Raw genomic sequence first — 20,010 nt, forward strand, 5'->3', positions numbered from 1 at the left:
TGGATGGATGAGTCCGGCTTCACACAGGTGCCCGTCCTGTTATACGGAATCAACCTGCTGTGTGCAGCGATCGCGTACTACATCCTGGAACGTCGCCTGATCGCCGCCCAAGGCAAGGACGGGGCCCTTGCCCGGGCTGTCGGCCGGGATTGGAAAGGCAAAGCGTCCCCGGTGATCTATATCGTCGGCATCGCTGCCACCCTGGTCCAGCCCCTGTTCGGGATCGCCATGTTCACCGTTGTGGCGCTGATCTGGCTGGTCCCGGACCGCCGGGTTGAGCACTTTGTCGCCAGGGCTCATCAAAGTGACAGCGGCGCCGGCTAATCGGCCACGCCAGAGGTTCACGGGGCGAGTCAGGGACCTGCTTCTGGTGCTGCTGCTCGACAGACACGCCCACGAATGGGAGTCTGGACCCGAGCATGTCATGGCCATAGTTTTGGAACTGAGGTAACGAAGTGAATTCTGCCGCTGCAATCCCTGTTACGGCCATTCGAGTGGCCGAACTGGTTCCCGAAGGCGAACCCATGCCGGTCTATGTGCACGTAATTGACCACCCCGACGGGCGCGTGCTGGTGGATACCGGCATGACTCAGCTTCACCCCGCGGTCGCTGACATGGACCCCCGTGTTTACCCACTGAACGAGCAGGACTTTGATATCAGCAGCATCGACATCGTCGTCAACACGCACCTGCACTTCGACCACTGCGGGGGCAATCACCTCTTCACAGGCAAGCCCATCTACGTCCAGCGCCAGGAACTCGACGACGCCCGCAACCAGAATGACTACACCATCCCTGAATGGGTGGACTCACCAGGGGTGCACTACGTTCCGGTCGACGGTGGGTTGGAACTGCTTCCCGGACTACGACTCCTTTCAGCGCCAGGCCACACCCGGGGCTCACAAATCGTTGTCATCGATGGAGAAGAAGGCCCTACCGTCATCGCTGGAGACACAGCAGTTTGGTTCGATGAACTGGACAACCCCCGCACAGAGGGCCAGCTGCTGGTGCGTTCCCTGAACCCTGAAATGGTTTGGCTCACCCACGCGCACAAGCCATGGCTCCGCTCTATTTGAGTTGTTGAATCGGACAAAAACTAAAAGAAAATTTGTCGAAGTTGATGTCCAGCGTCGTGGTGAAGCGACGGATGATGAGGCAAAACCCTTTTAGGAGATCCTCATGACCGTTCGACTCATGGAAACTTTGTCTCAACTTCAGCCTCGGATGCTCGAGGATTTGGAACTGCTGGTGTCTTCAGAATCGCCATCAACGCAGCCGATGGAGCTGGTTGCAGCTGCCGAAAAGGTCTCAGCTGTTGGAAAAAGTCTGCTGGGGCGTGAGCCTGTCTATCTCCCCGGCGAAGGATGCACCCACCTGTTGTGGAGTTTGGGTGTTAAGCCTCGCGTTCTCATCGTTTGTCACTACGACACTGTTTGGCCTGTCGGTACTACCAGCCGGTGGCCCTTTTCCGTGGATGGCAACAAAGCGACGGGGCCAGGGTCCTTTGACATGAAGGCCGGGATCGTGCAGGCGTTTTACGCGGTTCACGCACTGGGCAACCCGGATGGAATACAGATCCTTATTACTGGAGATGAGGAGACCGGGTCGGCATCTTCCCGTGGTGCGATTGAGAAGCTTGCCGCCGAAGTTGAAGCCGTTCTGGTACTCGAGGCAAGTTTGGATGGGGCGCTCAAAACGAGCCGCAAAGGTTCGGGCATGTACCGACTTCATGTCCGTGGGCGTGCCTCGCATGCTGGCCTTGAGCCGGAGGCCGGGATAAACGCCACCGTCGAGATCGCTCAACAGATTCCCCTGATAGATGACCTGCAGGACATTGCCCGGGGAACGTCTGTTACGCCCACTACGCTTCGTTCAGGGGAAGCATCCAATCAGGTTCCGCCATCAGCCTGGCTGGACATAGACGTTCGTGCCACCTCAATGTCTGAGTTGGAGCGGGTTGACGTTGCTTTGAGGTGTCTGCGGCCCAAGCTGGACGGTGCAGCCCTCCAAGTTGAGGGAGGGATTGACAGAGGACCACTTGAACAAGCCCGGGCGTCCGCTCTGTTTGATCGTGCCAGTGAGGTAGCCGCCGTTTTGGGTCTGCCTCCGCTCCGCGGAGTGATGGCCGGCGGCACTTCCGACGGAAACTTAACTGCAGCTTTGGGAATACCTACCCTGGATGGTTTGGGGGCTGTTGGTGCCGGTGCGCACAGCGAGGGAGAATGGGTCCAGATCAGCGCCATGCCCGAGCGGGCTGCGTTGCTGGCCGGACTCGTCGACTCTTTGTTGGCGCGTCCTATCGAGGGCAGTACAAACCAGTAGGAGTGTTTGGCATGAGCGGAGCCGCTTCGCCTCCATACACCTCTTTGAGCGAGCTGCTGGCGGCTCTGGGTCCTTTGCTGTTGACTCCTTATGGTCCGCGCGACGGCTCTTTGCCAGCAGACCCGGATGTCCGGGCGTCGGTTGTTTGGGATCCATTGGAGGAAGTCCCGCCTATCAAGGGCGGTGTTCTTCTCATGACGGGCGCGTCCTTGGCGCCCGACGCTGCATCGTCCGCCATCAAGGAAGCGGCAGAGCGCGAGTACGCGGCCGTCGTCTTGAAGTCTCGTGACTCGGCCAAGGAAACAATAGATGTTTCGGGTGCCGGAAAGGTCCAGGTGCTCGTTGCTCAAGATGACGCCTCCTGGAACTCGCTTCATGCGCTGATCAGTGCCGCTGTTTCTGATCCGGCAGAAATGCGGACTGCCTCTATCGCGGATATCGCTCCCGGTGATTTGTTCAGTCTGGCGAATGCGATAGCTGCGATGGCGGGAACTGCCATCACGATTGAGAACGTCAATCGAGAAGTGGTGGCGTATTCAAATATTGCCGATCAGGGTACGGACGATAGCCGACGCGATGCGATTCTGGGGCGTGCTGTGCCGGACTTGCCTTGGTACTTGGCGCGGTACAGAGCTGTGGCCATGGCGACCACCCCGGTCTTTTTTGACCAGGAACATGGCGCCTTGGAGCGAGTGGCAATGCCGGTAAGAGTCGGATCAAGGCTGGTTGGCTCGTTGTGGGCCTTTGACGAAGGCGGCACCAGAAGCGAAGAAGTCGCCAGCGTACTCGCCGATGCTGCGCCCATTGCATCCCTGCACCTTTTACATGCGGCCAGCGCATTCAGTTTGCAGCGCCATCGGCGCGGCGAATTGCTCACGGCCGCCCTGGGTGGCGCACAAATGGAGCCTGGGGCCGCACTCACCCTTGAGAAGCAGATGCCGGTGGTGTTGATCGGTTTCGCGAGCTCCGTCGAAACTGGAGCTGATATCGACCTGGGCAGGATCGCAGACATCGTCGCGCTGAACGCCGAAGCGGTTCGGAGAGCCGCTTCCTGCACCGTGCTCGCGAATCGGGTGTTTGTGCTCATTCCCGGGGCGGACCAGTTGACCGACGAGCGAATCAGGAATTTCCTTACGGCCTCACAGCGTGCCGTTGCCGGTACGGCGGAAGTTCATCTGCGATGCGCTTACTCCGGGCCACTGCATTCAGTTGCCGACTTAAAAGGAGCACATACCGACATCGAAACAGCCTTCCGGTTTCAGAATATCGAAGCCTTGGATGAAGCCATGTCCACTGAAAAAGATCGCCACCGGATTTTGCTGCAGGAGCTTTCTGAAGGAACGATCGCTGCCCCCGAGCGATTGCTGGGATCTGTCCGAGAGATCCTTGAGTACGATGCAGCCAACGGCACAGAGTACGCTGCCACGTTATTGGCGTTTTTAGACACCTTTGGCGATAACCGTAGGGCAGCGGAGTTGATGATGGTCCATGAAAATTCGCAGCGTTACCGTATGAGGCAGCTGACAAAGAAGTTTGGAATCGATGTGGACAACCCGGGCCAACGCCTCATCATGTGGCTACAGCTCCACCTGCGCCGGCGGGAACGGCTTTAACGCGCCCTTCCCGCCTTCACCCGACGCATTTGTTCCAGTCGTCCAAGCAGTACCTACATCAACCATTCCTGTTCCACGCTGACCGATTCCAAGTAGTCCAAGTCAATGACTGCTCCGGTTCCGGGACCGTGTGGAACGCTTATGGTTCCAGACTCGATATGAAACTCCTGGCCTATGTCCTTGCTGTAGTAGCGTTTCGTGGCTGAAATATCTGATGGAAGGGTAAAACCCGGCAATGAAGCCAATTGCAGATTAGCTGCCCGACCAATCACGGTCTCAAGCACGCCACCGCACCAAACGGGTATGCCCTGGGCGAGGCAGAGATCATGGATGGCCCGAGCTTCAAGGTAACCACCCACCCGTGCTGGCTTGATATTGATGATCTGTGCCGCCCCCATCTGAATTGCGGTAGCAGCGGAAGCACAGGAAGTAATGGATTCATCGAGGCAAATGGGCGTCTGCAGATAGCCTGCCAGCCGGGCGTGACCGCACAGGTCCTCCGCTGGAAGGGGCTGCTCCAACAAGAGGAGATCAAAGGTGTCCAGCCGGCGAAGCGTGCTGACGTCAGCGATCGTGTACGCCTGGTTTGCATCTACCTGAAGAAGCAGGTCCTCACCGAACTCGCGTCTGATGGCCCGAACCGGCTCAACATCCCACCCCGGAGCTATTTTCAGTTTTACGCGAGAATATCCCTCTGCAACGTACCCTTCGACTTGGCGGATCAAATCACTCAATGATTCACAAATACCTACTGAAACGCCGACCCTGATTTTCTCGCGGGAGCCACCAAGGTAGGACTTCATGGACATTCCGTGCGCGCGGAGTTCGGCATCAAGGATGGCGCTCTCAAGCGCAGCCTTAGCCAACGGGTTCCCGGGGACCCGCTTCATCGCCACATGCGCACCGGCCGCATCAAGCGTGGGAATTTTCGCGAGCAACGGGACCAGTACCTCCGCGATGAGGAGTCGCGCTGATTCAAGGCGTTCCGGAAAATAGACCGGCTCGGCATCTGCTGCGCACTCGGCCCAACCTTCTGAGTTGTCTGTGACCCATCGGAGCAGAAGCATCTCGCGCACTGACTCGCTGCCACGCGATGTCCTGAACTCGCCGGCAAGGGGCATGCGCACCCTTCGCAATTCAACCTTGAATGCCGCGCTCATTGTGCACTCACCGTGTCCAGCACGTAGTACCCGGAGCCAGAAACCGACACGGGCACCAAGTTCTGGGCTTCTGCTTCTTGCAGGACATCCGCCATGGAAACACGCCATCGCATTGCCAAAGCGTTGTCGTCAAGCCGCATCGACTCGATATCACGGGGGATCCAGACCCGCATCCGCGGTTGCGGTGCAATACCAGAGCGTTGAGGGCTGCCGTCCTCCCCGGCGCGAAGGGCGACCGGTCCGTCGTCGTCCTCTGGGGTCGACGGAGTAGCCGACGCCAGGTCCCAACTCACGCATAGACGGTCCGTGCGGTCCATCCTGTTTAGAGAATCGTGCATGGGTGGGTAAAACTCCGGGATATAATTCTGCACCTGTGCTCCCAAGCGCACGAGGTTGAAATGGGCGTTCCTGCGAATCAAGGGGTCGTAAGTCCATAACATTCGTTTGGCACCCCGCTCGAGAGACCAAACGCGCTGGGCATATTTGAGCGCGATGCCCACTCCCCGACCGGCAAATCCCGGTTTTACTCCGGCAATGAGTGAGTACATCACTTCAGAGACGGGGGGCCCTGAGATCGCTACTGCGACGCCCACCACCTCCTCACCAGACAGGGCTCCGGTTACACAGGCGTCCGCATGGCTCAAACTGCGGAGAAGATCGGAGGAGAGCGGCGACGCGTCCCGGCTTGTGCCCCAGATGCCTGCCAGCAGGTCAGAGGCAGCAGCGAATTCGCCTTTTGAGGTTAGCGGCCGCAAGGTAAGCGCCGCCCTTGCTGCCGACTTCGCCGCAACGTCACGAGCGGATGCGAGGGGTTCTGAATCAGTTCTCATGCCCTCCATGTTCTAGGGCGGCAGCAGTCCGTCCTTTGTCGCGGACAACTAAATTGCGACGCATTTTTGTCTGGGAGAACCATTCGGCCGTCGATCTCCAATGCCAAGCTCAGTAGGCGCCTGCAGCAATAGTGGCCCAAGTCACGAGCCTCCCAAGGATGTGTCTGGGCTCCCATCAACGAATGTCGGCAGGCCCCCTTCACGAAAGGTATTAACGATGCGAATCAGCAATAAGATGGCGCTCCTCACCGCAGCCCTGGTCATGTCTTCCGTCAGCGGCTGCACAACAGCTTCACAAGGTGACGCTTCTGCACAGAGCCCGGCAACGGCACCTGCCTCTTCAGCCAGCGAACAAGACGGAGTAAATGAAGAAGCCCGTGCCCTGCTACCTCAGTCCATGCGGGACAAAGGCACGCTGGTGATGGCAACAGACCCCACATATCCCCCGTTCGAATACTTTGACACCGACAACAAGACAGTCATCGGCTGGGATGTGGACATGGGCAATGTCCTGGCGTCCTCCCTCGGCCTCAAGGCGCAATATGTTCCTGCTACGTTCGACACGATCCTGCCGGGATTGGCCTCCAACAAGTACGACGCCGGCATGTCGGCCTTCAACGTCACGGAAGAGCGACAGAAGGTGGTCGACTTCGTTCCATACATCTCTGGTGGTTCCGGCATGGCCGTCCTACCCGGGAACCCGGCCAAACTATCGATGACCGCCGCTTCCCTGTGCGGTAAGAAGATCGCCGCACAAAAGGGCACCCACGAATCCCTCGACATCCTCCCGACCATGTCAGAGGAATGTACCGGCAGCGGCGAACATGCAATCGATCAGGCTGTGTTTCCCACCCAGACAGACGCAAACCTTGCGCTCTTGTCAGGGCGGGTCGATGGCGTGATGGCAGACAGTATTCCTTTGAGCTACCAAGGAACACTTGCCGAGAACAAATTCGAGTTGGCGGCTGGTGGCGACTACGAGCCGAGGCTCTCAGGTATTGCCCTGAACAAAGAGTCCGGCTTGCGCCCGGCGATCACCGCTGCCATGAAAGCAATTGTCCAGAGCAAAACATACTCCGACATCAACAAGCGCTGGGGAATCCCCTCCGGGTCCAGCATCACCGCTGATCAGATCTCCGAATAAGAGCCACAGTAGACAAGGGATATCCAATGGGAGCAACAACACTTCCGATAGAAACGCCGCAGAGGTCTCTTGATGAGTTCACCACGGTGAAGGCAAAGTATATTGGCCGCTGGGTTTCAGGAGCCTTGATTCTGGTCCTCGCCGCGCTGGCATTGCAGTCAGTAATGACCAATCCCCGTTTCGGGTGGGAAACGGTGGGTAAGTACATCCGTGATGTTTCAATTGTGAACGGCATAGCCGTCACATTGATGCTCACAGCTGTTTCCATGGTGATCGGAATCGTCCTGGGCGTGGTCCTGGCCGTCATGAGGCTCTCCCCTAACCCCGTGATCCGTGCCGCAGCATCAACGTACGTAAACTTCTTCCGAGGCACGCCGGTTTTGGTCCAACTTCTCTTCTGGTACAACCTCGCGGCGCTCTACCCGGTGATCAGTTTCGGCATACCTGGAGTGGCCCTGGACGCGAACCAGTTCATCACCCCGATAACAGCAGCGATACTTGGTCTCGGTCTGAACCAAGGAGCGTACATGTCCGAAATCGTACGCGCAGGAATTCTCTCCGTAGATCATGGTCAGGCAGAAGCAGCAGGCGCCCTGGGAATCAGCCGCTTCCGCACTATGCAGCGCATTATCTTGCCCCAAGCCATGAAAGTCATCATTCCCCCCACCGGAAATGAAACCATCGGCATGCTCAAAACCACATCCTTGGTGTCAGTGATCTCCGTCCCGGAACTTCTCTACTCGTCACAAATCATCTACGCCAGGACCTTCGAAACCATACCGCTGCTGATTGTGGCCAGTATCTGGTACATCATCATCACCTCCGTGCTGAGCATCGGCCAGTTCTACCTGGAACGCCGGTACGCCAAAGGCAACCAACGCAACCTCCCCCTCACCCCTTGGCAGAGCCTCACGCTTTTCTTCAACACCCACCATCGGCCAACCAGAAAAGGCGGTATACGATGACCAGCACCACGACCCAACCGGCCGGAGCAGTCACTGGACCGCGAACCATGATCAAAGCAGAAGGCGTGGAGAAAAACTACGGTTCGCTCCACGTCCTCAAAGGAATCAACCTGGAAATCGACGCTGGCGAGGTAGTCTGCCTGATCGGCCCTTCAGGATCAGGCAAAAGCACCCTGCTGCGCTGCATCAACCACCTCGAACGGATCAACGGCGGCCGGATGTGGGTCGCCGGAAAAGTCATTGGATATGACATCAAAGGCAACAAGTTACACGAACAAAAAGACGCCGACATTCGGCGCAGCCGCGCGGACATCGGCATGGTTTTCCAACACTTTAACCTCTTCCCCCACATGACCGTGCTGGAAAACCTTATCGAAGCGCCCCGACAGGTTCTGAAGCAAAGGAAAACAGAAGTCACCCCGCGAGCACTCCAACTACTGGAACGCGTCGGCCTGGCAAACAAAGCAAACGCGTACCCACGCCAACTCTCCGGTGGCCAACAACAACGTGTCGCCATCGCCAGGGCCCTGTGCATGGAACCAAAACTGATGCTCTTCGATGAACCCACTTCCGCACTGGACCCTGAACTGGTCGGAGAAGTCCTCAAAGTCATGAAAGACCTCGCCCAATCAGGCATGACCATGGTGGTGGTTACCCACGAAATGAACTTCGCCCGCGACGTCGCTGACCGCGTCGTATTCATGGCAGAAGGCGCCATCATCGAACAAGGCCCAGCACAACAAATCATCCGCAACCCACAAAATGAACGCACCCAAACATTCCTCAACTCCGTCCTCTGACTTTCCAGAGAAAGGCTTCGATGTGGTCGGAAGTATCCATCTGATGATGGATTCCGTTGTTGCCGTTGCTGGGGCGGGTCCCGGGATGGCCAGAATGGGTCTCCTGTGAAGCCGATTCAGGGTTTAGAACCGCGCTTTCATGAGGTCCACGAGCATCAGAACTACAGGGAGAGTGCCCATGGCAAGGACGGTTTGTGTACCTGTTATCGCTGCCATAAGGCGGACATCACCGCCCATCCGGCTGGCCAGGACGTAGGCTGAGGGCGCCGTCGGGATGGCGCAGATCAGCACGATACTGCTGAGGCCGGCTCCCGCGGCGCCTAATGGTATGGCAATGGCGGCAGCCGAAAGCGGTAGCACGACGAGCTTCAGTAGGGAAACTGCCGCAATATCGGCTGTATCCCGCCATCGAATGTCAGCGTGGAGCGCCGCCCCGGCAATGAGCGTTCCGCAGGCGAGGGCGGGGGCGGCCAGCATAGTGAGTGCCGCGGACACAAACTCCGGAAGAGGCAAGTCCGCCAGGTTAAGAAGCAGTCCCAGAGCGCAGCTTTGGATGAGCGGATTTTCAAGCAACTCCCGCCACAGCGGCCTGCGGCGCACCAAGGCCAGCTTGTCGCCGTATGCGGACAATGTTCCCACGCAGATCACATTCACCAATGGCACAACAACAGCGCTGGCTAGGGCGAAGGTAGCCACTCCCTCCTGGCCGTGGAGCGCGCCGGCAAAAGTGAGGCCAACATAGGTGTTGATTCGGACAGCGCCTTGCACCAGTGAAGTCAACCGGGGGCCATTGGTGCGAAGCATGCGAGCCGAGCCGATGACGAATGCAGCAATAACGGCAATCGGCACGCCGACGCTCAGGAGGAGCGGCCCTACGGGAACGATGCTCAGATCCGTGCCTGCAATGGATGAGATGAACAGTGCAGGAGTAAAAACCTTGTAGCTCAACCATTCCATGCCACCCCAAAACCCGGAATCAACGAGGAACTTCCGTCGCAACACCGCCCCAAGAACAAGAAGCGATACAACAGGAATAATTGCGGTGGTTACGAGCAGCATATGGAAAACTGTGCTGCAATGGGTTAGTGCAGTTCAACCATGACAACATGACGGGTTCTGAATTGGCAGTAGACCTGGTCAACCTTGCCGGCGGACCCGACTGGAGCGTTGAGCGTGTCCTGCACATTCTGGACGAGCATCAAATTCGGAAGACCTCGTCTTTGACCAACAATTCAGCCGAACGCCTCCGGCAATGGGCCCTGATGCTGCGGAAGGCCTTCGACGCAACAGATGCCGAAGGGCTTTGCAGGGCGATCAATTCACTCTTGGAGGCCGGGACCAGTCGGGCCTACCTGAGCACTCACGACGGACTGCAACCTCACCTGCACTGGGCGCCCGAAGAGGAGGATGTTGTAGCGCGCGTCAAAGCAGTAACAGCCGGAGGCCTTGCACTGTTCAGTGTCGAATCTGCGGGAAAAAGAATAGGGGCATGCGCGCGCCAAGGCTGCGAAACAGTGTTTGTGGATACTAGTCGCAACGGCAAGCGCTCGTACTGTTCCGCGAAGTGCGGCAATTATGATGCTGTCCAGCGCCATCGACAGGGAGCCCCAGCAAGTAATTCAGCCTTCCGCACCGCCACGCCAGGTGCTCACATCCAACGCTTAACGGCCTGACCGCCCTTACGGCATGGGTCGCGTGCCGGGACGATCGTCGTAGGCGTCCCGCGCGGCCAGTACCTCGTTGATGTGCTCTTCGGCCCAGCGCCCCAGCGCCGTCAGCGGCTCACGCAGGCTGTGGCCCAGCGTAGTGAGTTCGTACTCCACGCGCGGCGGCATCTCGTTGTATGCGGTTCGCTCGATAATCCCGTCACGCTCCAAATCCCGCAACGTATCGGCCAGGACCTTGCCGCTGATGCCATCTACTTCTTCGCGTAGTTCTCCAAACCTCAAAGAGCCCTTGCTGAGGGCAATGACGATCATTGCCGTCCACTTGTTGGCGATCTTAGCCAGGGAAGTACGTGAGGGGCACGTGGCCACCATGATGTTCCAGACCGGCGCATCCAATCAAACCCAGCTCCTTTAGTTACGTTGATGTAACAGGTTACCGAATGTAACCATGGCTGCGTAATCACAAATGAAGGAGAACTGATGAATGACCAGACGCCAGCGGCCGTGGCCGCCTCGTACTTCGAAGCCCTTGGCCGGGGGGACATGCCAGCAGCCATGGCGCTGCTTAGTCCTGACGTGGTGTGGCACCAGCCGGGGTCCAACCGCTTTTCCGGCGACCATAAAGGGCTCGACGGCGTAGGCGCCTTGCTGGGCGGGATGATGGAAGCCAGCCAAGGGACGTTCCAACTGGCTGTTACCGGGCCGGCAATGGTCAACGGTGAGCTCGTAGCCGTCCCGGTCACGTTCTCGGGCACGCGGACCGGCGCTTCCATGGACATGGCCGGCATAGACCTTCTCACTGTCCGTCAGGGGAACATCGTAGACGTCCGTTTGTTCTCGGCCGATGGCGCGACGGAAGACTCATTCTGGGGACAGGCCTAGACACAACAGGCGTCCTGACCAGGACACTGCCCCGGACTGCCAGCGCGGCAGGACAATTTCTACGACGACATCGTCACAGGGCTGCTCATGGGAGTTTCCGGGCCGGGCTTCGAAGCCCGGCCCGGAACTCACGCATGGTCCTAGTTCAGTGCAGTGGTGACTTTCACGGGGTTGGCAAGGGTGTCGCGGATTGGCGAGGTCGCCTCCAGTGCCTTGACGAGGTCCTGAAGATCTTCTCGTGGAGTGCCCGGGCTTTCGAGTTCGACGCTGACCGTAATGTGTTCTGCGCCCTTTCGCACGGACTCGTCGATGCCAAGGAATCCACTCAGATCGATATCGAACCCAAGGGTGAGCCGAATCTCCTCCAGGGTGATGTTGCGAGCTGCGGCGAGTGAGGCAAGGGTAACGATGTAGCAGCCGGCGAGTCCTTTGAGGATGTATTCAGCAGGGCTGACGGCAGTGTCTGTGCCCAACAGCGAGATGGGCTCATCACTGTGCAGTGTGTACTTTCCACGTCGTGAGTTATCCGGTACGCCTGCCTGCAGCAGCGGGCCTGTTTCGGTCTTCGCTGTCAGACCGCCGGCGGACTCGCTGTTCATGGTAAAAGTAACGCGACCGAGTTCACGCTGGGCGCTGACAGCCTCGACGGTTGCCTCGATAGCAGCGAGGTCGGCGAACGGCTTCGTGGTGGTGACGGTGTTCATTTTTTCTCCTTGATTTATTTGACGATTTGTCGTGTAAAGGGAACGTGATTGATGCATGCCTGGACGATTGCCCGCATGACTTGGCCGGGCGGAGTGATGCTGTAGTGACTCATTTCGGGCATGACGGGGTAGGGACGTGTTCATGGTGATCCGGCGATGAGGAAGGCTTGAGTTCCAGGGAACGGGGTAACGCCGCCTTCTGTCGGGTTAGGCTGTCTCTTCGACCTCTCCGCCGAGCTCGTTGAGATAGTTGTAAATGGTGAAGCGGGTGACTCCGAGTGCCGTCGCCGCTGTCTCGGCAGCCTGCTTTACGAGGAAGAATCCACGACGTTCCAGCTCCGCCACGACCTGCACTTTGTGTTCCTTACGCATTTGCTCAACGGGGACCCCAATGGCGGCGATCGCCGCCTCGACGAGCTTGGAGCTGAGCTCCTCCACACTGTGCGGGAAGTACTCGCTCCCCTGGGGGCCGACCGACGCTGCCCTGTTCACGGTCGCGGTCGCCAGCATGGAGCTGCCGTCGTGGCCGAGAACGAAGCGGTCCAAGGCTGAGCGGAGCGTAACCCAGGCCGATACGTCAGCATTCAGACACAGAGCCGCGGCGGCTCGGCCTTCCTTGTCGATGTAAATGATCGTCGTGCTTTGGAGGATTCTCCCGTCAGGCAGTTGTGAGCGGTAGCCGATCTCATGGGAGAAGTCGCCGGCTGCCACACGTTCGAGCAATTTGTCGGTAGGCGGGTCTCCAATCTGGCGGCGAGTAACGTCTCCGGCGATAGCACGAACGGTGTTAGGGATTCGCTGCAGATCATGAAGGACAACCTCGGTGGGCTGAGGCACCGCGGCCTGAAGGGGCGCCACCAGGAGCTCGAGGACGCGGTTGATGGACTCCGCGTCCATGCCCTGCAGCGCGTCCGGGGATGGAGCTGTTGAGCCGACCGAACCAATCTGGGTCATCGTTGCAGTCCTTCCGATTAGCAGGCGGTCCAGGTTCCCGGACTCGCCATAAATTACTGCCTTTTTGTTGAAGCGTATCCGCTAGAGCCGCAAGCAGCCTGAAATAGCCCTTCCTTCGTTCAACATGCTGTTGCAACCAAGGAAGGTTCAGTCAGCGCTGGCGGCTCGCCCCATCCGAGTGATGGCTTCGGTGAGGTTGGCCTGGGAAGTGGCAAAGTTAAGGCGAACATGTCCTGCCCCGCCCGTGCCGAAGACATGGCCGGAGCTCAGAGCGACCCTAGCCTTGTCGAGGAACATCCTGGCCGGCCCGGCAAGGTCGGACACGGTAGCGAGGCCTTTGGGCCCGGGTGACGAATCGAGGGCCAGATGGCTGCAATCCAGCCAAGCCAGGTATGTCCCTTCGGGAGCGGCGTACCCCACCCCGGGAAGATGCTCGGCGAGCAGCTTGCCGAGGAGGACCCTGTTCGCATCGAGACCTCGGAGGAGGGCATCCAGCCACTCTTCACCATCACGGAATGCGGCGGTCTGGGCGATGACACCCAGATGGCTCGGTCCGTGGCTGACCTCTTCGGGCATGCGGTTCAGATCACCGGCAGCGTCGGGCCCGGCGATTGCGAGTGCTGCCTTGAGGCCGGCAAGGTTCCATGCCTTTGACGCCGAAGTGAGCGCAAACGCGTTCTCCGCCCCGGGCACGCTCAGATACGGCGTGAACGTTGCTCCCGGAAGGACGAGCGGGGCGTGGATCTCGTCCGAGACAACCCGGACCCCGTAGTTGTGGGCGAGGGCGGCGACAGCTGCGAGCTCTTCAGGGCTGTGGACCACCCCGGTCGGGTTATGGGGATTGCTGATCAGGTACGCGGCATTCCGCCCGGATGAGCGCGCGCGCTTGAAAGCTTCCTCAAGAGTGGCGAGGTTGATCCGGAGATCCTGTCCTAGCGGCGCCTCAACGATCCTGCGCGAATCATGGGTGATGAAAGCATAGAAAGGCGCATACACCGGGGAGTTGACGACGACTGCGTCGCCTGGATCTGTAATCAGCCGCAGGATCTCGACTACGCCCATCATCACGTCAGGCACGACGGCGGTGCGCTCGACTGCCAGCCCATCCCAGCCCCAGCGCCGGGAAGCGAACGCACTTATCGCTTCCGCGAACTCCGTCCCTGCAGGGTATCCGGTGTCTCCAGCGTCGATGGCTTCGTGCAGCGCTTCCGAAACCGGCGGCGCGAGCCGGACGTCCATCTCTGCAACCCACAGAGGCAGCACGTCGGAGGGATGAGTGCGCCATTTCATGCTCATGCGCTGGCGGAGCTGTTCGAGGGAGAGCTCCTCTAGCGGGTTCCCGATTGCCGTGAAGCTGGCGGTTTGAGTCTCCTCGGCTGCCCTTAGCACTGCACAGTCATTTCAATCTCGACACATGCACCCAGCGGCAGCGAGGCTACTCCCACTGCCAGCCGCGCATGGTGGCCTTTTTCTCCCAAGACATCGAGGGCAAGCCAGGACGCGCCATCGACCACTGCGGGTGCATCCACGAATCCTTCCCCTACTGAGACGTACCCTCCGATCCTGGCGATACCCTTGACGGCCTCCAACGATCCGAGTTCATCGCGGACGACATCCAGACACCGTCTGGCAGCAAGCACTGCAGCCTCACGCGCCTGCTCGACTGTAACTTCCTGACCTACGCGCCCGGGATACAGCAAGCCGCCATCTCCGATAGGGAGTTGGCCGGAGACAAAAAGTAACTCCCCCACCCGGACGGCGCGTTCATAGAGCGGTGTGGACGTAACGGATTCAGCCATAAGAAACCTTCCAGACGTTCGAGAGACGGACGCGGCACAGCAGGTACGCCACACCGATCCAACTTAAACTGTATTCAACACACAGTTTGAGTAAAGCGGAACTTTCCACAATTATTACACATTTCGTTTACATGCGGTAGACCGAACACTCACCGATTCACGCCCTCTAAACTGCAAGTTTCTATGCATACCCGGCTCAAGGTCGAAAATCACTCCAACAAAGTGTTGATCTTTTGATGTGACTTGCCGCATACTCTCAACTGTGATTTGAATCTCCGGTACTCCGGTGTTCAGGTTTCCCATATCCCCGTTCTGCTCACTACAGCCCTACCGCGGGCGCCCAGAACGGCAATCCCCTCAAATGCCTGCCCGGACCCCAACTCCAGCGGTTACGCCGTAGACCATCAGGCCCTTTTCAGGCTCAAACCAACAGGAAGGCTTCCCATGTCGATTCAGCCGCCCGTCACAGACTCGGGACACGCGCACGCACCCGATCCCGTACTGCACGCCGAGGATGCCGGCTACCAGAAAGGACTCAAATCCCGACAAATCCAGATGATCGCTATCGGGGGTGCGATCGGCACCGGCCTGTTCCTCGGCGCAGGTGGCCGACTTGCCGCAGCCGGGCCATCACTCTTCATCGCCTACGCGATCTGCGGGGCCTTCGCCTTCCTGATCCTGCGCGCCCTGGGCGAACTCGTACTGCACCGACCGTCGTCGGGCTCGTTCGTCTCCTATGCGAGGGAATTCTTCGGCGAGAAGGCAGCGTTCACCGTCGGATGGTTCTACTGGCTGGTTTGGGCTGCGACGACGATCGCCGACACGACCGCTGCCGCACTCTACATGAGCTTCTTCGGCAGGTACGTCCCCTGGATCGCCGCGGTCCCACAGTGGAGCTGGGCACTGATCGCCCTGGTGCTCGTCCTCGCCCTCAACCTTGTCTCCGTCAAGGTCTTCGGGGAGATGGAATTCTGGTTTGCCCTCATCAAGGTCACCGCACTGGTCGCGTTCCTCCTCGTGGGCATCTATTTCGTCGTCTTCGGCACTCCTACCGGTGGCGCGGTCGGATTCCAGCTCATCTCCGACAACGGCGGAATCTTCCCGAACGGCGTTCTGCCGATGGTCCTGCTCATGTCGGGAATCATCTTTGCCTACGGCTCAATTGAGCTCGTCGGCACTGCCGCCGGCGAGACCGAGAACCCAGCCAAGGTCATGCCGAAGGCGATCAACGCCGTCATCGCCCGCATCGCGCTCTTCTACGTCGGATCCGTCGTCTTGCTCTCACTGCTGCTGCCCTACACCGCTTATGAAAAGGGCGTCAGCCCGTTCGTGACGTTCTTCAGCTCAATCGGCATCAACGGCATCGACTCCATCATGAACCTCGTTGTGCTCACAGCTGCCCTGTCTTCGCTGAACGCCGGGCTCTACTCCACCGGACGCATCCTACGCTCGATGGCCGCCGCCGGCTCAGCGCCGAGATTCGCACTTCGAATGAACAAGGCCGGCGTGCCCTACGGCGGCATAGCCATCACGGCAGCAGTCTCCTTCCTCGGTATCCCGCTGAACTACATCGTCCCGGGCGACGCATTCGAGATCGTCCTCAACATTGCGGCCGTTGGCATCATCGTCGCGTGGGCCGCGATCGTCCTGTGCCAAATCCAATTTCAGAGGTGGGCCAGGAAAGGGTGGACCCAACGTCCCTCCTTCCGCATGCCCGGAGCCCCGTTTACGGGCTATCTAACCATTGCCTTCCTAGCCGTGGTCCTTGTCATGATTCTTATAGACTCCCCGTTGACCGTGGTCGTAACCGCAATCGCGGTAGCGCTCATGATCGCAGGCTGGTACGCATGCCGCGGGCGGATCCGCGAGATTGCCGCTGCACGCGACGGCCACACCGGAGCGGCGCCCATCGTCACCCAGGCCACAGGGCGGCAGCCGTAAGGTGCGTATCGAACGAGGTGGATGACCATAGCCCCGGCAATGGTCATCCGCCCGTTCCCTGAACCCTGCAATGGTTTGGCTCACGCACGAGCACAAGCCATGAACCCCGGAATCAACAGCCTCCCGGTGAACCAACACCAACTCCAATGCGCGAAGGAACTCGGAGCGTCCGCGGCTGATCACGGAAGCCGCAACTGGAAGTAGAATTCTGAGACCAACCAACGGAACGCATTGCCCTACGGCCGTCTGGGGCTCCATTCCATGTTCCGTAAGACTTGTACGGACAGTTTGCGTCGGGCCTATGCAATGGGCGAGACAGTGTTGTCCGGGTCCTGGCTTCGCCGGCCGACCACCACCCAGATGGCTACACAGTCCTCGGTGAATGGATTGCTAAGCCGGTGTGGGAGGGACGATAAGAAATTGATGCTGTCCCCGGCGTTAAGCGTTCCCGACGAGGAGCCTGCCTCCACGTGGAGCCTTCCTTCAAGGATGTGGAAGTACTCATGCCCACCATGCCGCATGAGGTTGTCCGGCGGGCAGGATTCTGTGCCGCTTCGGTACGTCACGCGAAGCAGCTCCACGCTGGGGTCGTTCTCAGCGGTCAGCCGCTCCCAGAGGACACCGTCGACTCGTAGTTTTGGACGGTCCCTCGCTTCAAGCAGCCCTGGGAGTGGATTGGCCGCCATGGAGGTCACTGAATGGGTGACCCGGTGCTGGTCCTCCGCGGACTTGGTTTCCGCTTCCCCGGTTGCGACGGCGGTGTCAGCCATCCGGAGGTTCGTTACTGGAGACGGAATACTCAACAGGGCCCCATCCTGCATCAGGGTGTCCAGTGACAGGCCCAATTCGGAGACGAGGGCGTAAAGGGTTCCCACGGACGGTGATGTGCGGCCAAGCTCGATTTGTGAAACGAGGCTGGCGGAAACGTCTGCGCGGCGCGCGAGTTCGCGCAGGGACAGCCTGACGCTTTGCCGGGCATTCCGGAGCCGACTGCCAAGCTGTGTGGCCGCGTCCGATCGTTCCTCGGGGGCTGGTGCGCTCACGGTGTTCCGCTTCTTCTTAGGGTGCTTGTCGTGTTTGACCCACGCGCTGCCTCTTGCGGGCAGCGCGTGGGCCGGGAGTATTCAGAAAGCTCAGTCGCTTCAGACCTTTTCGGACTGCTCTGCGGCGATCAGCTGGGACGCTGCCTCGAGTGTTGCCGCCGCCGAATCGTGGGCGCGGGCCAGGGCCCGGTCCAAGGGCAGGATCCGGTGTGATTCCGCGAGTATTTCCACACCCCAGTGACCCCGCCAGCCGGCGTCGTAGATTGCCTTGACGAAGCTGACGGTGTCCAGGTCTCCCTCGCCGGGGTAGAGCCTCTCGTTGATGGTGTCTTCCCAGAGCGAACCGACAACGTCCTTGCGGGCATCATCGATTTCGACAATGAAGACCTTGTCCATCGGCAGGATGGAGGACAGATCTTCATAACGGGTCCCGCCGCGGCTGGTGTGCCAGGTGTCGACGGTGAGTCCGCCGTGCGGGTTGTTGACTTCGTTGATGAACTTCGCGCCGATTTCGATCGTCTTAAGGTTGTTCATCGGCATCGGTTCCAGGGCGACCCGCGTGCCTGCTTCGCCGGCTTGGGTGGCGAGCCGGTCGAATTCCTCGTGGAATGCGATCTCATCGACGGGCGCCGGTTCACCTTCGAGAGCAAGCTCCGCGCCGATCTTGATGGTCTTGACGCCGAGAATCTCCGCGGCGTTGAAAAGGATCTTGCGCCAGCGATCGGATTCCTCGCGTTCAGGGCCGTTCTTCCACCAATCGGCGAGGAATTCCATCTCGGCGTGGACGATGCCGTTGTCGTCCATCAGCTGGCGGAGTCCCTTAAGGCCAATGGTTTCTTCGATCTGTGGAAGGTCGGCGTGGATGAATCCAAGGCCTTTCCAACCGGCTTTGGCGGCGGCCTCAACCCGGGTCCGCACGTCAATGGGACTCGTTTCGTCGCCACGCAGCGGCGCTGCGTTTCCTGCCCAAGTCCAGCAGGAGGCCAGCAGGTCCCGGTTTTGAATGATGCTCGTGTCGTTCACATTCGTCCTTTGTTAGTTGGCTTTGGGGGTTGGGGAGCTTGGCCCGCCGTCGAGCGCTGTGTCGTCAGGGGCGAGCATGACCTTCGTTTCATGGCTGGAATCCTGTGCACGCTGCAGGGCTTCGTCCCCTCGGGAGAAGGGGACCACAGTGGAGACAATCTCACCGAGGTTCAGGCCCGAGTTGGCAACGAAACGGATCGCTGCCGGCCAAATTGCCACCGGCGCCCCGGTGGAGCTGGCGATTGTCAGGTTCCGTTCCTGGACAAGGCCCAATCGCGCGGGAGCGAATTTCGGAGTGGAGACACCCATCAGCAAGACACGTCCTTTGTGGTCAGCGCTCTCGAGCGCAGCCGCTTGAGCCGCCGAGTTCCCGGAAGCCTCAATAACCACGTCTGCGAATGGCCGTCCGATGGCCTCTGATGCCGCAGTAGTGGTGTCCGGGTTCTCCAGGGGATTCACGGCAGCTTTTGCCCCCAGTTTCATCGCAGTGTCGCGACGAAGCGGACTGGGGTCGAACACGACGACGACCGCGCCTGCGGTGACTGCCTGCAGGACGGCGTTGAGGCCGATGGCTCCGAGTCCGTGCACGTGGACGGTGTCCGCAGCGCTGATTCCGCCGATTTTGGTCAATCCGTTCAGTACGCAGGCGAACGGCTCGATGACGGCGGCCGTAAGCATGTCCACCTCGGCGGGGATGTGGAAACACATGTCCGCCGGGACAGTGAAGAGCTCTGCTGCTGCTCCGTCGTGAGTGACGCCAAACCAGTCATTTCCACCCAGGTGTCCGTGGCCGAGCACCCGGTCCCCTGGGTGGAACCCTTCAACGTCAGCACCTGCTTCCACGACGAAACCTGACCATTCGTGGCCCATGACATGGGGATAGTTGATCTTGAAGGATTCCGGCATGCTGCCGTGCAGGATCTCGATATCGGTTCCGCACACCCCTACGTAGGCGGGCCGGATAAGGAGTTCGGTGGGCTTGGGCGATGTGACGGCTGTAGTGCCTGGCTCGACTGTGACGGTGGCGTTGGCGTCTTTGCGGACCAGAACGGCTGGGACAGTGCCCAGAGGGGGTACTGCGGATGCTGGCCGCACGTCTTTGACGGTCTCAGACATGATGTCTTCCTTCTGTAGGTTCAGGCAGCGGGTAGTAACGAGGTTCG

Annotated in this window: 20 protein-coding genes and 1 pseudogene; 10 read left to right on the top strand and 11 right to left on the bottom strand. The window is 59.5% G+C overall.

What is annotated here, in order from left to right; all coding sequences use genetic code 11:
• The 4 genes and pseudogenes from AB4Z15_RS17190 to AB4Z15_RS17205 all read left to right on the top strand — a co-directional run.
• Nucleotides 1–324 (top strand): annotated as a pseudogene (locus AB4Z15_RS17190) (TMEM175 family protein); the annotation flags it as partial.
• A 131-nt stretch (nucleotides 325–455) separates the two neighbouring features.
• Nucleotides 456–1,076 (top strand): MBL fold metallo-hydrolase, encoded by a 621-nt coding sequence (locus AB4Z15_RS17195; RefSeq protein WP_442018256.1) that lies wholly within the window; start codon nucleotides 456–458, stop codon nucleotides 1,074–1,076.
• A 103-nt stretch (nucleotides 1,077–1,179) separates the two neighbouring features.
• On the top strand, nucleotides 1,180–2,322 hold the full coding sequence (locus tag AB4Z15_RS17200; RefSeq protein ID WP_442018257.1) for a M20 family metallopeptidase: 1,143 nt from the start codon (nucleotides 1,180–1,182) through the stop codon (nucleotides 2,320–2,322).
• Nucleotides 2,323–2,333: 11 nt separating this feature from the next.
• Nucleotides 2,334–3,935 (top strand): PucR family transcriptional regulator, encoded by a 1,602-nt coding sequence (locus tag AB4Z15_RS17205; RefSeq protein ID WP_442018258.1) that lies wholly within the window; start codon nucleotides 2,334–2,336, stop codon nucleotides 3,933–3,935.
• A 53-nt stretch (nucleotides 3,936–3,988) separates the two neighbouring features.
• Here AB4Z15_RS17205 and menC read toward each other — a convergent pair whose 3' ends face one another.
• On the bottom strand, nucleotides 3,989–5,095 hold the full coding sequence (gene menC, locus AB4Z15_RS17210) for an o-succinylbenzoate synthase (RefSeq protein WP_442018259.1): 1,107 nt from the start codon (nucleotides 5,093–5,095) through the stop codon (nucleotides 3,989–3,991).
• On the bottom strand, nucleotides 5,092–5,925 hold the full coding sequence (locus AB4Z15_RS17215; protein ID WP_442018260.1) for a GNAT family N-acetyltransferase: 834 nt from the start codon (nucleotides 5,923–5,925) through the stop codon (nucleotides 5,092–5,094). The genes menC and AB4Z15_RS17215 overlap by 4 nt, the downstream gene beginning before the upstream one ends.
• A 217-nt stretch (nucleotides 5,926–6,142) precedes the next feature.
• Between AB4Z15_RS17215 and AB4Z15_RS17220 the strand changes: the two genes are divergently transcribed.
• Genes AB4Z15_RS17220 through AB4Z15_RS17230 form a run of 3 tightly spaced genes read left to right on the top strand, consistent with a single transcriptional unit; the run spans nucleotide 6,143 to nucleotide 8,834 of the window.
• Nucleotides 6,143–7,069 (top strand): ABC transporter substrate-binding protein, encoded by a 927-nt coding sequence (locus tag AB4Z15_RS17220; protein WP_442018261.1) that lies wholly within the window; start codon nucleotides 6,143–6,145, stop codon nucleotides 7,067–7,069.
• Nucleotides 7,070–7,095: 26 nt separating this feature from the next.
• Entirely contained in the window at nucleotides 7,096–8,034 is a 939-nt protein-coding gene (locus AB4Z15_RS17225) for an amino acid ABC transporter permease (protein ID WP_442018262.1), read from the top strand.
• Complete coding sequence (locus AB4Z15_RS17230) at nucleotides 8,031–8,834, top strand: amino acid ABC transporter ATP-binding protein (protein ID WP_442018263.1); 804 nt, start codon at nucleotides 8,031–8,033, stop codon at nucleotides 8,832–8,834. The genes AB4Z15_RS17225 and AB4Z15_RS17230 overlap by 4 nt, the downstream gene beginning before the upstream one ends.
• A 123-nt stretch (nucleotides 8,835–8,957) precedes the next feature.
• On the opposite strand, the gene AB4Z15_RS17235 is transcribed toward AB4Z15_RS17230, so the two are convergent.
• Complete coding sequence (locus AB4Z15_RS17235) at nucleotides 8,958–9,893, bottom strand: AEC family transporter (RefSeq protein WP_442018264.1); 936 nt, start codon at nucleotides 9,891–9,893, stop codon at nucleotides 8,958–8,960.
• A 203-nt stretch (nucleotides 9,894–10,096) separates the two neighbouring features.
• Between AB4Z15_RS17235 and AB4Z15_RS17240 the strand changes: the two genes are divergently transcribed.
• A complete protein-coding gene (locus AB4Z15_RS17240) occupies nucleotides 10,097–10,507 on the top strand; it encodes a CGNR zinc finger domain-containing protein (RefSeq protein WP_442018321.1) in 411 nt (136 codons plus the stop codon).
• Between the two features lie 6 nt (nucleotides 10,508–10,513).
• Here the strand turns inward: AB4Z15_RS17240 and AB4Z15_RS17245 are convergent, their stop codons facing one another.
• Nucleotides 10,514–10,897: a winged helix-turn-helix transcriptional regulator gene (locus AB4Z15_RS17245; RefSeq protein ID WP_442005894.1), complete on the bottom strand. Its 384-nt coding sequence runs from the start codon at nucleotides 10,895–10,897 to the stop codon at nucleotides 10,514–10,516.
• 84 nt (nucleotides 10,898–10,981) lie between these two features.
• Here AB4Z15_RS17245 and AB4Z15_RS17250 point away from each other — a divergent pair, with 84 nt between their 5' ends.
• Nucleotides 10,982–11,383: a nuclear transport factor 2 family protein gene (locus AB4Z15_RS17250; RefSeq protein ID WP_442018265.1), complete on the top strand. Its 402-nt coding sequence runs from the start codon at nucleotides 10,982–10,984 to the stop codon at nucleotides 11,381–11,383.
• A gap of 140 nt (nucleotides 11,384–11,523) precedes the next feature.
• Here the strand turns inward: AB4Z15_RS17250 and AB4Z15_RS17255 are convergent, their stop codons facing one another.
• From AB4Z15_RS17255 to AB4Z15_RS17270, 4 genes are all read right to left on the bottom strand, one after another.
• Nucleotides 11,524–12,087: an OsmC family protein gene (locus AB4Z15_RS17255; RefSeq protein ID WP_442018266.1), complete on the bottom strand. Its 564-nt coding sequence runs from the start codon at nucleotides 12,085–12,087 to the stop codon at nucleotides 11,524–11,526.
• Nucleotides 12,088–12,294: 207 nt separating this feature from the next.
• On the bottom strand, nucleotides 12,295–13,041 hold the full coding sequence (locus AB4Z15_RS17260) for a helix-turn-helix transcriptional regulator (protein ID WP_442018267.1): 747 nt from the start codon (nucleotides 13,039–13,041) through the stop codon (nucleotides 12,295–12,297).
• Nucleotides 13,042–13,188: 147 nt separating this feature from the next.
• Complete coding sequence (locus AB4Z15_RS17265; RefSeq protein WP_442018268.1) at nucleotides 13,189–14,331, bottom strand: MalY/PatB family protein; 1,143 nt, start codon at nucleotides 14,329–14,331, stop codon at nucleotides 13,189–13,191.
• Nucleotides 14,332–14,423: 92 nt separating this feature from the next.
• Entirely contained in the window at nucleotides 14,424–14,840 is a 417-nt protein-coding gene (locus AB4Z15_RS17270; RefSeq protein ID WP_442018269.1) for a RidA family protein, read from the bottom strand.
• 444 nt (nucleotides 14,841–15,284) lie between these two features.
• On the opposite strand from AB4Z15_RS17270, the gene AB4Z15_RS17275 reads away from it, so the two are divergent.
• The gene (locus tag AB4Z15_RS17275; protein ID WP_442005888.1) at nucleotides 15,285–16,781 is read left to right on the top strand and encodes an amino acid permease; all 1,497 of its coding nucleotides are present in this window, start codon (nucleotides 15,285–15,287) and stop codon (nucleotides 16,779–16,781) included.
• Between the two features lie 299 nt (nucleotides 16,782–17,080).
• Here AB4Z15_RS17275 and AB4Z15_RS17280 read toward each other — a convergent pair whose 3' ends face one another.
• The 3 genes from AB4Z15_RS17280 to AB4Z15_RS17290 all read right to left on the bottom strand — a co-directional run bounded on the left by AB4Z15_RS17280 (nucleotide 17,081) and on the right by AB4Z15_RS17290 (nucleotide 19,963).
• Nucleotides 17,081–17,824 (bottom strand): helix-turn-helix domain-containing protein, encoded by a 744-nt coding sequence (locus AB4Z15_RS17280; protein WP_442005887.1) that lies wholly within the window; start codon nucleotides 17,822–17,824, stop codon nucleotides 17,081–17,083.
• 99 nt (nucleotides 17,825–17,923) lie between these two features.
• Nucleotides 17,924–18,847 carry a sugar phosphate isomerase/epimerase family protein gene (locus AB4Z15_RS17285; RefSeq protein ID WP_442005886.1) on the bottom strand — a complete coding sequence of 308 codons (924 nt, stop codon included), beginning with the start codon at nucleotides 18,845–18,847 and terminating at the stop codon, nucleotides 17,924–17,926.
• Nucleotides 18,848–18,859: 12 nt separating this feature from the next.
• Nucleotides 18,860–19,963 (bottom strand): zinc-dependent alcohol dehydrogenase, encoded by a 1,104-nt coding sequence (locus AB4Z15_RS17290; RefSeq protein WP_442018270.1) that lies wholly within the window; start codon nucleotides 19,961–19,963, stop codon nucleotides 18,860–18,862.
• Nucleotides 19,964–20,010: the final 47 nt, after the last annotated feature.

The organism is Paenarthrobacter sp. 2TAF44, from assembly GCF_052114885.1.
GTDB lineage: Bacteria > Actinomycetota > Actinomycetes > Actinomycetales > Micrococcaceae > Arthrobacter.

What these genes read in the sequence shown, in the direction of transcription:
- AB4Z15_RS17200 (WP_442018257.1), top strand. Translation starts at nt 1,180, where the DNA reads ATGACCGTTCGACTCATGGAAACTTTGTCTCAACTTCAGCCTCGGATG.
- AB4Z15_RS17205 (WP_442018258.1), top strand. Translation starts at nt 2,334, where the DNA reads ATGAGCGGAGCCGCTTCGCCTCCATACACCTCTTTGAGCGAGCTGCTG.
- menC (WP_442018259.1), bottom strand. Translation starts at nt 5,095, where the DNA reads ATGAGCGCGGCATTCAAGGTTGAATTGCGAAGGGTGCGCATGCCCCTT.
- AB4Z15_RS17215 (WP_442018260.1), bottom strand. Translation starts at nt 5,925, where the DNA reads ATGAGAACTGATTCAGAACCCCTCGCATCCGCTCGTGACGTTGCGGCG.
- AB4Z15_RS17220 (WP_442018261.1), top strand. Translation starts at nt 6,143, where the DNA reads ATGCGAATCAGCAATAAGATGGCGCTCCTCACCGCAGCCCTGGTCATG.
- AB4Z15_RS17225 (WP_442018262.1), top strand. Translation starts at nt 7,096, where the DNA reads ATGGGAGCAACAACACTTCCGATAGAAACGCCGCAGAGGTCTCTTGAT.
- AB4Z15_RS17230 (WP_442018263.1), top strand. Translation starts at nt 8,031, where the DNA reads ATGACCAGCACCACGACCCAACCGGCCGGAGCAGTCACTGGACCGCGA.
- AB4Z15_RS17235 (WP_442018264.1), bottom strand. Translation starts at nt 9,893, where the DNA reads ATGCTGCTCGTAACCACCGCAATTATTCCTGTTGTATCGCTTCTTGTT.
- AB4Z15_RS17240 (WP_442018321.1), top strand. Translation starts at nt 10,097, where the DNA reads ATGCTGCGGAAGGCCTTCGACGCAACAGATGCCGAAGGGCTTTGCAGG.
- AB4Z15_RS17250 (WP_442018265.1), top strand. Translation starts at nt 10,982, where the DNA reads ATGAATGACCAGACGCCAGCGGCCGTGGCCGCCTCGTACTTCGAAGCC.
- AB4Z15_RS17255 (WP_442018266.1), bottom strand. Translation starts at nt 12,087, where the DNA reads ATGAACACCGTCACCACCACGAAGCCGTTCGCCGACCTCGCTGCTATC.
- AB4Z15_RS17260 (WP_442018267.1), bottom strand. Translation starts at nt 13,041, where the DNA reads ATGACCCAGATTGGTTCGGTCGGCTCAACAGCTCCATCCCCGGACGCG.
- AB4Z15_RS17265 (WP_442018268.1), bottom strand. Translation starts at nt 14,331, where the DNA reads ATGAAATGGCGCACTCATCCCTCCGACGTGCTGCCTCTGTGGGTTGCA.
- AB4Z15_RS17270 (WP_442018269.1), bottom strand. Translation starts at nt 14,840, where the DNA reads ATGGCTGAATCCGTTACGTCCACACCGCTCTATGAACGCGCCGTCCGG.
- AB4Z15_RS17275 (WP_442005888.1), top strand. Translation starts at nt 15,285, where the DNA reads ATGTCGATTCAGCCGCCCGTCACAGACTCGGGACACGCGCACGCACCC.
- AB4Z15_RS17290 (WP_442018270.1), bottom strand. Translation starts at nt 19,963, where the DNA reads ATGTCTGAGACCGTCAAAGACGTGCGGCCAGCATCCGCAGTACCCCCT.